The organism is Sphingomonas sp. Leaf25, assembly GCF_001421635.1.
Taxonomy (GTDB): domain Bacteria; phylum Pseudomonadota; class Alphaproteobacteria; order Sphingomonadales; family Sphingomonadaceae; genus Sphingomonas.
In genome coordinates, this window is sequence record NZ_LMKU01000022.1 from 1 (window position 1) to 12,568 (window position 12,568).

The 12,568-nt window shown below is 69.6% G+C and carries 9 protein-coding genes; 5 read left to right on the forward strand and 4 right to left on the reverse strand.

Going from position 1 to position 12,568, the window contains the following annotated elements:
• Positions 1–170: 170 nt before the first annotated feature.
• A complete protein-coding gene (locus ASE78_RS07850; RefSeq protein WP_082467078.1) occupies positions 171–2,234 on the reverse strand; it encodes an amidohydrolase family protein in 2,064 nt (687 codons plus the stop codon).
• Positions 2,234–3,187, reverse strand: a complete 954-nt coding sequence (locus ASE78_RS07855) for an ornithine cyclodeaminase family protein (RefSeq protein ID WP_056495464.1) — start codon at positions 3,185–3,187, stop codon at positions 2,234–2,236. The genes ASE78_RS07850 and ASE78_RS07855 overlap by 1 nt, the downstream gene beginning before the upstream one ends.
• Before the next feature lie 128 nt (positions 3,188–3,315).
• On the opposite strand from ASE78_RS07855, the gene ASE78_RS07860 reads away from it, so the two are divergent.
• Positions 3,316–3,789 carry an Lrp/AsnC family transcriptional regulator gene (locus ASE78_RS07860; RefSeq protein WP_055787318.1) on the forward strand — a complete coding sequence of 158 codons (474 nt, stop codon included), beginning with the start codon at positions 3,316–3,318 and terminating at the stop codon, positions 3,787–3,789.
• A gap of 150 nt (positions 3,790–3,939) precedes the next feature.
• A complete protein-coding gene (locus ASE78_RS07865; RefSeq protein WP_162236477.1) occupies positions 3,940–5,637 on the forward strand; it encodes a peptidase M61 in 1,698 nt (565 codons plus the stop codon).
• Positions 5,638–5,655: 18 nt separating this feature from the next.
• Here ASE78_RS07865 and ASE78_RS07870 read toward each other — a convergent pair whose 3' ends face one another.
• Complete coding sequence (locus ASE78_RS07870; protein ID WP_235514924.1) at positions 5,656–6,912, reverse strand: MFS transporter; 1,257 nt, start codon at positions 6,910–6,912, stop codon at positions 5,656–5,658.
• A gap of 92 nt (positions 6,913–7,004) precedes the next feature.
• Here ASE78_RS07870 and ASE78_RS07875 point away from each other — a divergent pair, with 92 nt between their 5' ends.
• The 3 genes from ASE78_RS07875 (at position 7,005) to ASE78_RS07885 (ending at position 11,682) form a co-directional block, all read left to right on the forward strand.
• Complete coding sequence (locus ASE78_RS07875; RefSeq protein WP_082467077.1) at positions 7,005–8,147, forward strand: ROK family transcriptional regulator; 1,143 nt, start codon at positions 7,005–7,007, stop codon at positions 8,145–8,147.
• A 74-nt stretch (positions 8,148–8,221) separates the two neighbouring features.
• The gene (locus tag ASE78_RS07880) at positions 8,222–10,732 is read left to right on the forward strand and encodes a TonB-dependent receptor (RefSeq protein WP_056495473.1); all 2,511 of its coding nucleotides are present in this window, start codon (positions 8,222–8,224) and stop codon (positions 10,730–10,732) included.
• Complete coding sequence (locus ASE78_RS07885; protein ID WP_235514932.1) at positions 10,729–11,682, forward strand: glycerophosphodiester phosphodiesterase family protein; 954 nt, start codon at positions 10,729–10,731, stop codon at positions 11,680–11,682. The genes ASE78_RS07880 and ASE78_RS07885 overlap by 4 nt, the downstream gene beginning before the upstream one ends.
• An 18-nt stretch (positions 11,683–11,700) precedes the next feature.
• On the opposite strand, the gene ASE78_RS07890 is transcribed toward ASE78_RS07885, so the two are convergent.
• A complete protein-coding gene (locus tag ASE78_RS07890) occupies positions 11,701–12,264 on the reverse strand; it encodes a recombinase family protein (protein WP_056495479.1) in 564 nt (187 codons plus the stop codon).
• Positions 12,265–12,568: the final 304 nt, after the last annotated feature.

Consider the following 12,568-nt stretch of genomic DNA (forward strand, 5'->3'; position numbering starts at 1 on the left):
CCGTGTCGTTCGCTGTTCGTTCGGGCCTGGCGTACGCAAAGCGCACTTTCGTGCAGTGACCCCCGATTGCCGAGCCGTGGACCCCGGAACAAGTCCGGGGTGACGAAAGTGGCGGCCGTTTCGGCCGAAAATGACGAAGACTGGCCGGAAATGCTGAACGTCGATCGGCCCTAGAACAGAAATTCATCCGCCACGTCATGGCCCGGCGCGGCACCCGTCGTCGCCGGAACGGTGGCGGGCAGCGTCAGGCGCGGGGCGGGCGCGAACGGCCTGATTCCGAACGCCGGATGGATTTCGGACGGAAAATACAGCATGCCGTCCTTCACCACCATCGCGATGCGGTGCAGTTCCTTCAGGTCGCGGGTGGGATCGCCCGGCAGCAGGAGGAAGTCCGCCAGCTTGCCGCGCGCGATCGACCCCAGTTGCTGGTCGCGGCCCAGATAGCGTTCGGGGGCCAGCGTCGCGAGGCGCAGCACTTCGGGGATCGGTATCCCCGCCTCGGCATAGATTTGCAGTTCGCGGTGGAGCGACAGGCCGGTCTGGTCGTCGGTGCCGGGCAGCAGGCGGATGCCGCGATCGTGCAGCAGCTTCAGCGTCTGGCGCACCTTCGCCATCGCCCCGTCATAGGCGGCGGCATCGGCCGGCCCCGCGATCGGGGCGATCGCCTGACGGCGGCGGCGTTGCAGTCCGATCGGCAGATGGTCGATATAGCCCGCGACCGAAGGATTGGCGATTCCGTCGCGCCCGCCCATCAGCAGTTCCAGCGTCACCGCCGTCGGATCATGCGCGATATTGCCCGCGACCATCCGGTCGATCGTCCGCCGCACGCGCGGCGACGCCAGGTCGAGCGTCGCGGTGCGGCGCATCGCGGTCAGGCGCAGCGGGGTGCGGGTATCCTCGCCCAGGGCCAGCACCCAGCCCAGCATGAGCTGGTTGATGTGCGTCACCTCGTCATAGCCCGCGTCTATCATCGCGTCGGCATCGGTGAAGGCGGGAACATGGCCGGTCACGCGCATCCCCAACCGGTGCGCCTCGCGCGCGATCGCGGGCACCCACGCCGGGTTCATGCTGTTGTAGAGCTTGATCTGCCAATAGCCCCGCGCGGCATACCAGCGGACGGCATCGATCGCCCCGGCGGCGCTGTCGGCGACGATGCCGAGCCGCGCGGAATAGGGACTGCGCCCTTCGACAAAGCCGTTGGCGGTGATGCGCGGCCCCGCCACCTCGCCCGCGCCGATGCGGCGGATCAGGTCGGGCAGGAAGCCGTTGTCGTTGCCCATGTCGCGGACCGAGGTGACGCCGGCTGCAAGATACAGCAGCGCGGAATCGAGGCCGACATGCGCGTGCATGTCGTGCAACCCGGGCAGCAGCGTGCCGCCCGCGCCGTCGATCATCGCCTCGCCGAGCGACGCGGGCACGTCGAGGGGCTGGATGCCGGTGATGCGCCCGTCGGCGAACACCACCGACACCGGAGGCCCGAGCGTCGCGCTGACGGGATCGAACACGCGCACGTTGCGGATGCGCACCGGTGCGTCGATGCGATGGGCGAAGCGGCGCTGGAGCGCGGCGTAGCGCTCCGCCGTCAGCCGCGTCGCCAGCGCGGCGAGTGCCGGCACGTCGCGCTCATGCCCCTCGCGCACCGTCGCGCCGCCGGACCCCAGCACCGCGAACAACGCCTCGTCACCATCGAGCAGGATCAGTTCGGGCGTCAGGTCGATGCCGCCGATCGCATAGGCGTGATAGGCGGTGCCGCCGATCGTCTGGACCCCGAGCCGCTCGATCCGCACCTGCCCGCCGGGAAGTGCTGGGAGCGTGCCGCCCGGTGCCTTCAGCAGCGCGCGGGCATAGAGGCCGAGCGCCCACGGGCTGGCGGCCTGCCCCAGATACAACGCCTTGCCATCAAGCTTGCTATCACGCGGTCCGCCCGCGTCGGTCCAGCGGGCGACCGCGGCATCGCGGGCGAAGCGTTCGTGAACCGCGCCGCCGAACGTCCCCGTGCCGTCGAGCGTCCAGCGGCGCGGCAACCCGTCGCGGTCGAGCTCGATCGCCTCGTCCATCGTCGGGCCGCGCCCGTTGTTCTTGACGTCGTGATGGGTCGCGACGCGATCGCCGCTGCGCGTGACGGCGACGCTGCCGACCTTTTCGCCATTGGCGATCACCGACAGCCGCTCGTGCGTCTGCGCGGCGGCCGGCGCGGTGCCGGTCAGCAGCGCGGCGAGGAGCAGGCGCGCCATCATCGGCCGCACGTCCGGTACAGATGCGCGGCGGCGGCCAGATCCTGCACCGCATGGCCGAGCGATTTATAGAGCGTGATGTCGGTCGGGCCGGTCCGCCCCGGCTTGCGGCCCAGCAGCACCTCGCCGATCTCGGCGACGATATGGTCGTCGGTGACGAGCCCGGCGTCACGCGCGACGAGGAATTCGGCGGCGGCATCGCGCGCCGAGGCGGTGCTGTCGGCGATATAGCGGCTGCGCATCACCAGCGCGCTGTCGACCTCGACCGGGCCGGGGCCGCTCGATCCGACGAGGTTCACATGGGTGCCGGGCCGGACCCATTCCCCCCGGACGACCGGCTCGGCGGCGGCGGTCAGCGTGCAGATGACGTCGGCCGCGCCGCACGCGGTGGCCAGATCGTCGGCGCGTTCGCACGGCAGCTCGGGAAAGGCGGCGACCACCGCGTCGGCGCGTGCGGCATCGCGGCCCCAGACCAGCACCCGGCCGAACCGGCGGACCAGCGGCAACGCTCGCAAATGGGTATGCGCCTGTCCGCCGGTGCCGACGATCAGCAGCGTGGCGGCATCGGCGCGGGCCAGCGCGTCGGTCGCGACCGCAGTGGCGGCGGCAGTGCGGATATGGGTGATCTCCTCGGCATCGGCGACGGCGACCGGCCGGCCCTCGACCGGTTCGAACAGCACGACGAGGCCCCGGTGACGGCGCTTGCCGGGTGCCTGTGGGTCGGCGAAGACGCTGATCGTCTTGGTGCCGAACATCTCGTGGTCGCCCAGCGCGCCGGGCATCTGCGCGAACGTCCGCCCCGGTCCCAGCGACAGCATCGTGCGCAGCAACTGGCGGGTGGTGCCCGCCGACAACGCCATCATCGCCGCGCGCACCACGGCGATGCAGTCGCCGTACCCGAGCCCGGCGCGCACCGCCGCGCTATCGAAGATCGCCAGTTCGTCGCGTAGCATCCCGGTTCCCCAACGGCCTGTCGGGCATCAGCCTACCCCGAGAAACGGGCAAATGCTTGCCGATCGATCGCATCCATGGTCAAACGGCGGCCGGTTCAATTCGCCTTTCACCGGAACTGTGCATAATCATGGCTGACGCCCTCGACCGCCTCGACCTCAAGATTCTCGACCGGTTGCAGATCGACGCCTCCGAATCGTCGAGCGAGATCGCCGACCGGGTCGGCCTGTCGCAATCGCCGTGCTGGCGCCGTATCCAGCGGTTGAAGGACGAAGGCTATATCAAGGCGCAGGTCGCGGTGCTCGATCGCGAGAAGTTCGGCGAGAGCATGTATATCTTCGCCCAGCTCAAGATGGGCCGGCTGAGCGACGATGCGCGCGACCGCTTCATGCGCGCGATCGAGGATATTCCCGAGATCACCGAAGCCTATACGCTGTTCGGCGAGATGGACGTGATGCTGAAGGTGCTGGCACCCAGTATGGGCTGGTATCAGAATTTCACCTTCCGCACGCTGCTGCGGCTGCCCGGCGTCGAGGATATTCGCTCGATCGCCACCCTGTCCGAAGTGAAATGCACCCACCGGCTGCCGCTGCCCGCCGCATGACATGCCGCCGCCGGGGCGGTTGCCGCGAATAGGCTATGCGCGTCCCCGCGCGAAACGCGCCGCGCGCGACCGGATTTCGCGGGCGTGGCGCGCTAGGCTGATCGCCGGAACGAGGGAGGCGGCATGATGGCTCGAAGAATGCGCAGGGGTATGGCACTAGGATCGGTGCTGCTGCTGACCGGCGCGACCGCCCCCGATGGCGCGGGCGAGCCGCGTCTGGTCGTCCTGCTCGCCCCCGGTGCGCCCGACGCGGCGCGACACGTGCCGTTCGTCGACGTGACGCTGGAGGCGCAGGCGATGCACGCCGCGCCGGGCGACGCGCTGTTCGAACTGCCGCTGGTCGCCAGTACCGTGGTGACGAGCGGGCGGGACCTGCGCGCGCTGACGCTGGCCGATGCGCAGGGGCCGATCCCGGTGACGACGCAGGACGTGGCGCAGGACGGGTCGAACACCATCCGCCGCTGGCGCGCGGGTCGCGCGGTCGACGGGGTGGTGACGGTGCGCTACCGCGTGCCGATCGACGCGGCGGCACCGCCGCTCGCGCTGCCGCAATATGAGATGCGGACCGAGGGCGGCACCTTCTCGGCGGCGGGCAGCGCCTTCCTGCTGCTGCCGACCGACGGCAAGCCGCGCCGGGCGGAGGTGCGGTGGGACTTCGCGGGCTATGGCGCGTCCGGCGTGGGGGCGTCGAGCTTCGGCATGGGCCATGCCCTCACCCCCGCCGCGATCCCGGCGCAGCGACTGGCATCGGCCTATTACATGGGCGGCCGCCCCGGCGTGACCGGGCCGGAGCGCGACGGCTTCTTCGCCGCGTGGCAGGGGGAGCCGCCGTTCGCCATGGCCCCGCTGATGGGCTGGGCCGCCGCGCTGCACCGCTATTACGGCGGCTTCTTCGGCTATGCCCCGCCGCGGTTCGGCGTGTTCGGGCGGACCAATACGCGCAACCCGGGCAGCGGCATCGGGCTGACCGACAGCTTCGCCTATACGTTCAACGCCACCTCGAAGCCCGACGACCTGCGCACGCTGCTGGCGCACGAGATGCTGCATAGCTGGGTCAATTCGCTCGACGGGTCGATGGACGCGGCGGGCGGGCTCGACCGGTCGTGGTTCGGCGAGGGGCTGGCGGTACATTACCAGCGGGCGCTGCCATACCGCGCGGGCATGATCTCGGCGGCGGATTTCCTGACCGACCTCAACGAGACGGCGGCGCGCTACTATACCAACATCAAGATCGCGACGCCCAATGCGGCGATCGCGGACGGCTTCTGGCGCGACACGCGGGTGCGCGTCCTGCCCTATGATCGCGGATCGCTGTATTTCGATACGGTCGATGCGCGGATCCGGGCGCGCTCGGGCGGGCGGCGCTCGCTCGACGACATCGTGCGGACGATGCTGCGCACCCGGCGGGACGGCGGCAAGATGGACGAGGCGCTGTACCGGTCGCTGCTGGCGCGGGAGCTGGGGCCGGGCGGGATCGCCGATCTCGACGCGATGCTCGGCGGGGCGACGATCCTGCCGCCGTCCGACGCCTATGGGCCGCGCTTCCGCCGGGTGGTCCGGCCGCTCCGGCGCTATGATCTGGGGTTCGACATGGCCTCGCTCCAGAGCAGGCCCCGGATCGTGCGCGGCCTGAAACCGGGGTCGAACGCCGCCGTCGCGGGACTGCGCGAGGGCGACGAGATACAAAACGGCTTTCCGCAGGATGCGCTGCAGGGCGATCAGCAGGCCTATGTCACGCTGGACGTCGCACGGGCGGGGCGGACGTTCCAGCTCCGCTATCAACCGAGGGGCGAAACGGTCGATGCGTATCAATGGGTGATGGCCGGTCCGCCACGACGCCCACGATAGGCGCGACACGACCCCCCGTCAGGGGACGGAATCCGCCGGCGCGCCGCGTGGCCGCAGGACGTACAGCGCCAGCAGGCATCCGACGACCGGCAGCAGCAGGACGCCGGCCGTCAGGTCCGGTCCGTCCGGCGCGGACGTCATCGGCGATGTCGTCAGGGCGACCATCGTGCCCGACACCAGATTGCCGATCGCCGCGGCGGATTTGAGCGTCGTCAGGAACAGGCCGACGGGGGTCGCCTCGTTGGTATCCCCGCTGGTTTCCGGTCGCTGGGCGGCAAGCGCGAGCATCGCCCAGAGCGCGAGGTTCGTCGCGGCCAGCGCCATGCCCAGCAGCATCAGCAACACGGTGCCGCCAATCCCGCGCGAGGCGATCACCAGCCCCAGCATCGCGACGATCGTCATCGCATGGCCGATACGGGCGATCACGATCGGCGGCAACCGGCGCGACAGCGCCATCCACCCCGGCAGCGAGAGCGACTGGCCGAGCGTGATCGTCGCCAGCGCCGGCCCCGCCCAGCCCGCATCCTGATGCACCGCCTGTCCGAAGAACGGCAAGGTGCGCAGGAACAGCGGCACGATCCCCGCCTGAACGGCGGCCACCAGCAGCGTGCGGCGAAACGGGCCATGCCGCCACAGGGCACGCAGGCGGCCGCCCCGCGATACCGGCAGGGGGTTCGTACACGCCGCCGGCCCGCCCAGATGCCGTGTCGCGAACCACGCGGTGGCCAGCGTCGCGACATAGATCGCCCCGCCAACCAGCGCCCCGGTGGCAAAGGCCGCCTGCCGCGCGGCGGCGCCGGCCGGCGCGAGGCTCCAGGTCGAGGCGAGCGCGACCAGCGCCGCACCGCACGCGCTGAAGATCAGCCGGTATCCCGACACCGACGTCGCATCGCGCGGCGTCCGCGCGACCCGCACCAGCAGCGTGTTATGGCCGACGTCGCACAGCGAATAGCCGATGCGGCACAACAGGATCGCCGCCGCGATTGCCGCCGGCCGGTCGAGCGCGAACACCAGGCAGAAGCCGATCGCGCACATCGGCGCGCCCATCACGATCAACCGGCCCAACCGGTCGCCGCCGCCGCGCGCATCCGCCCACAGCGCCACGGCCAGATCGAACAGCGCATCCCACAACAGCGTCGCCGCCAGCAGGCTGCCCGCCACCAGCGGCGGCAACCCGGCGATCGACACCAGATAGAACAGCATGAAATTCTCGAAGCTGGTCCACACCACGCTCTTGCCGAGATTGCCGATGCTGTAGCCCAATTTGGTCGGCAACGAAGCGGAGGCGGGCGGGGACGGCATGGCGACGGTCCATACCCCGGCGCGATTTCATTTATTTGACATTTTGTAACTATATTGACCGTTGCATGTCGCGACCGCACCGCCCGCCGATCCCGCTCAGCGAACCGCAACGCCGCGTGTTGATGCAGCTTCGGATCAACGGCACCGCGCCGCGCACGCATCTGGCCCGCGCGCTCGACATGAACGGCGCGACGATGACCCGGCTGACGCAGTCGCTGCTGGCGCTGGGACTGATCGAGGAGCTGGAATCGCCCGAAGCGGTCGCGCGCGGCCGGCCGATGGTGCCACTGACCGTGTCGGGCCATGGCGCCTGGGCGATCGGCGCGACGCCGCATCCGGGGTGGCTGGAACTGGTGCTGGTGGATTTTCGCGGCCGGCCGATCGTCCACGACGCGACGCCGTTCGACAGCCCCGATCCGCATGTCTTCGCCCGCGCGGTCGAGGCGCGGTTGCAGGTGCTGGCGGCATCGCACGGCTTCATGCGCGGCAAGTTCCTGGGGCTGGGGGTCGCGGTGCCGGGCTATGCGCTGCGCGGCGACCGCAACCGCCGGGCGGTGGTCGATCGCGTCGCGGGGTGGGACGATGTGCCGCTGGCCGACATCATGGGCGACGCGCTGGGCATGCCGGTGTGGATCGAGAATGACGCGAGCGTCGCCGCGCTCGCCGAATTCTATCAGGACGGGATCATCGGCCGCTATCGATCGGTGCTGACGCTGTTCCTGGGGCACGGCATCGGCGGCGGCCTGGTCGCCGAGCGCGACCTGTTTCTGGGCGAACACGGCAATGCGGGGGAGGTCGGACGGCTGTTCCCCGCCGATCGCGACCGGCCTTCGGGCATCGACCTGTTGCGGACGTTCCAGGACGAAGGGGTCGCGGTCGATTCGCTGGCGGAGATCGACGCGCTGATGGAAACGCACCGACCGATCATCGATCGCTGGACAAGGCGGGTGATCGACCAACTGGAACAGGCGGTGCTGAGCGGCATCGTCTGGCTCGATCCCGGCGCGATCGTCGTGTCGGGCGCGCTGCCGCTGCCGCTGTTGCGCACCATCGCGCAGGGGCTGGACGAAATCGGCCGCAACCGGAGCGACCGGTATCGCGCGATGCTCCCGCCCGTCCTGGCATCCCCCATCGGCAGCAAGGCGGTGGTGATCGGCGCGGCGATGATTCCGATCCATGCCGTGACCACGCAACAACCGGCGATTTAATTGCGCGTAAGTAAATAAAACTGTCATCCCCCACGCCCAAGGCGGCCGCCAATCGAACCATCGGGGGCTTCATCATGCACACCAATTTCCTGGGCGGGGCCGCGCTGTTCGCGCTGCTCGCCGGCACCACGCCGGCCGTGGCGCAGACAACATCGGGCACGCCGACCACCACCACCACGGACGATAGCGCGACCGACGACGCGCCGGCATCGGACATCATCGTCACCGGATCGGCACGCCAGCAGCGCCGCTTCGACGTATCCTATGCGGTCAATTCGCTGAGCCAGACCGAAATCCAGAAGATCGCGCCCAAGAGCATGACCGATCTGATCGGCACGCTGCCCGGCATCCATGCCGAGGCGACCGGCGGCGAGGTGCAGAACATCACCCGCGTTCGCGGCATCCCGACCGATCGCGGGTTCCTATACTATCAGCAGGACGGCCTGCCGCTGTTCCAGGAACTGGACGGCTATTTCTTCAACCAGGGCGACGGCATGAACCGGCTCGACCTGATGACCGACCGGGTCGAGGTGGTGCGCGGCGGCCCGGCGCCGATCTATGCCAGCACGGCGGCGGCGATCGCCAACGTCATCACCGTCACCGGCACCGCGACCACGCGCGGCAAGGCGCAACTGACGCTGGGCGATACCGGGCTGTACCGGCTCGACGCCTATCAGGCGGGTCCGGTGTCGGACGACACCTATTACGCGGTCGGCGGCTTCCTGCGTCATCATGACGGCTATCGCGATTCGGGCTTTCCGTCCGATCGCGGCGGGCAGATCCGCGCGAACCTGCGCCACGATCTCGCCAACGGCTTCGTCAAGCTGTCGGCGCAATATACCGACGACCACAACCTGTTCTATCTGTCGATCCCGACCGCCGATCCGCGCAATCCGTCGGTCAGCCTCGACCCCTATATCGATTATTTCACCGGCACGCTGAACAGCCCGGCGCTGCGCGACGTGAACATCAAGTACCGCGACGGCGCGGGCGTGCTCCAGAACCAGCGCGGCGACCTGTCGAACGGGCGGCACCTGCGCTTCGGCAATGTCGCGCTGACCTATGAAGGCGATTTCGGCGACTGGCACGTCTCGGCCAAGGGCGGGGTGACGCGGGGCAAGCTGCATTTCGACGCCTTTTACTCCACCTCCAACCCGGTCGACGCGACGACCTTCGCCAGCAACTACCGCGCCGCCGCGACCACCGCGTTCGGGGCGAATGTCGCCCGGCTCGGCTACAGCGTCGCCGGCACCGCCGGGCAGAGCGCCTACAACCCCGCCGCCGATTCGGGGCTGGTGATGCAGGCGCAATACCGCTCGGTCGAGAACGACTTCCATTCGACGCAGGGCGATGTGTCGGTGACGCGCCGGTTCGACACCGCAATCGGCACGCATGACCTGCGCGCCGGCGTCTATGGCTCGCTGTGGGGCCAGACGACGTTCAATGCGTACCAGAACCTGCTGGTCGAGGTGAAGTCGCGCCCGCGCACGCTCGACCTCGCCGCCTATGACGCCGGCGGCAGCGTGCTGGGCTATGTCACCGATCACGGCGCGCTGGCCAATGCGGCGACGCTGGGTGGGGGCGGCGCCGACGGGCAGCTTGTCGCGCTGTACGGCACCGACACCTGGGACGTGACCGACCGGCTGCGCATCGATGCCGGCGTTCGCCACGAATGGTACAGCTATGACGGGTTCGGCCGGCTGAGCGCCGCCTATAATCTGGGCGATCCGACGACGCTGGCCGACAATGCCACGCGCGGCTTCACCGGGGCGATCGGCACGCTGAAACTGAAGCAGCAGGCGACGAACTGGACGGTCGGCGCCAATTACGACGCGACCGGCAACATCGGCGCCTATCTGCGCGCGTCGCAGCTCGAGGTGCCGCCCAACACCACCATCACCCTCAACTATCCCACCGCCGCGATCGTCGCGACCAAGGCGAAGCTGTACGAGGCGGGCGTGAAATTCGCCGCCGGCCGCTCCTATCTCTACGTCACCGGCTTCTACACGCGGTTCGATCCGCTCAACGCCAGCTTCGCCGCGTTCAACCCGGCGACCGGTCGCGCCGATCAGGTGACGAACTTCATCGGCACCGCCGAGACCAAGGGGCTGGAAGCCGACGGCCAGCTCCGCCTCGCCGGCCCCTTCTCGCTCGCCGGATCGGTGACGTTCCAGAACCCGCGCTACCTGAACTTCAGCAGCAACACCGGGGCCGATGGCAGCCGGGCGAGCGGCAAGCAGATCATCCGCGAACCCAAGCTGTTCCTGAACGTGCGCCCGACCGTCGACTTCGACGTGAGCGGCGCGGCGGTCAGCGTCTATGGCCGCTATGACTATGTCAGCCGGCGCTATACCGATTTCTTCAACAGCACGGCGCTGCCCGCCTATGGCGCGTTCGGGCTGGGCGCGACGGCGAGCAGCGGCGATTGGCAGGTGCAGCTCGTCGGCGACAACATCACCAACGCGCACGGCTTTACCGAGGGGAACACCGCCGGCGACCGCTTCGGGCAGGGTGTGCCGACCGCCATCTTCGGGCGGCCGCTGTTCGGTCGCAACCTGCGCCTGATCGTGAGCCGCAAGTGGTGATCCGCCCGTTGTTCGCCCCGCTCCTCGCCGGTATCGTCCTTGCCTGTGTCGCCACTTCGGCGGCGCAGGCGGGGCCGGCCGACACGATGCGCCGCATCGCCGATCCTAACGGCGGGATCATCGCCATCGCCCATCGCGGCTGCCATGCCGCCGCGCCGCGCCGGGGGCTGGGCACCGTGCCCGAAAACTCGCGTGCCGCGCTGCTGCGCTGTGCCGAGCTGGGCGTGGAGGTGATGGAAACCGACGTGCGCCGCACCCGCGACGGCTATCTCGTCATGGTCCATGACGACAGCGTCGACCGCACGACCGACGGCACCGGCCGCGTCGCCGACCTGACGCTGGCGCAGATCCGCGCGCTGCGGCTGCGCGACGACGAAGGCGGCGCGGGCGCGGCACCGACCGGCGAGCGCGTGCCGACGCTCGACGAACTGCTGGCGCTGGCGAGGGGGCGGATCGTCCTCAACCTCGACGTGAAGGATGCGATCTATGGCGAGGTCGTCGATGCCGTCGTCCGTGCCGGTGCTACCGACCGGGTGATCGTCAAGACCTTCGCCGGAATCGGCTCGCCCCCGCTGGCGGCGATGTCGCCCTATGACCGCGTGCCCTTCGCGCCGATCCCGATCACCGGCGATCCGGCGGCGGGCGACGTGCCGGCGATCATCCGGCGGCAGGCGGCGGGGCGGCGGCGGCCGATCGCAGTCGAACTGCCCCGGCTGCCGCTGGCGAGCCTGCCGGCCAGCGTCGCGGCGGCCCGGCAGGCGGGCATCGCCGTCTGGGTGAACACGCTGTTCGAAGGCTTCGTGGCGGGGCTGGGCGGCGATGCGGCGGCGACGCGCGATCCCGACGCGGTCTGGGGCCGACTGGCGAACGACGGCGTCCGCCTGATCCAGACCGACGCGGTGGAAGCGCTGCTCGACTGGCGACAGACCCACGGCCGCGCCCGGCGGTAGGTGCGGGCAAGGCTGGCGTCACCGGGTAGCAGCAGCGGCGGCCAGCGCCCGGTAGAGCGTGGCATGGTGGCATTGGAGCAGCTTGGCGGCTTCGCGCACCGATGTGCCCTCGCCCACCAGTCGTTCGCCCAGCGCGATCTGGTCGGGGGTCAACCTGGGCGGGCGGCCGAAGCGCACCCCCCTCGCCCGCGCCGCCGCCCGCCCGCTGCTGGTGCGCTGGTGGATCAGCTCGCGTTCGAACTCGGCGATGCCGGCGAACACGGTCAGCACCATGCGACCGGCGGGCGAGGTCGTGTCCGCCCATGGCTCGGCCAGCGAGCGCAACCCCGCCCCCGCCGCCTTCAGCGTCTCGGCAATGTCGAGCAGGTCGCGGGTGGAACGCGCCAGCCGGTCGAGCCGCGTCACCACCACCGTATCGTCGTCGCGCAACTGGTCGATCATCCGCGCCAGCTCGGGCCGGTCGCGCTTTGCGCCCGACACCTTCTCCTCGAAGGTCCGGCGGCAACCGGCTTCGGCCAGCGCGGCGCGTTGCAGCCGCAAATCCTGGTCGTCGGTCGAGACACGGGCATAGCCGATCAGCATGTCGCGAATATGTATCGGAACCACCGCATTCGGCAACCGACTTTTGCGACACCGCAACGTGCGGAAACGCGGTCGGCGGATCGCTGTCGCGAAACTTAGGAGTTGCGCGACACGGCGGGAAAAGCCCGCAAACTCGCCTGTCGATTATCGAAGTCGATGTCAGCGGCCCATCAAAGCTGACGTCATCGAACAGCCTTGAGAGCAACTGGATAGTGATGGGCAGCAGGTCCTCCGCCACCTATGTCAATCGGCGTCCAAAAAGGACCCCCTATCGGCGTGCAAAAGGGACCCCCTTCGTCGAGCA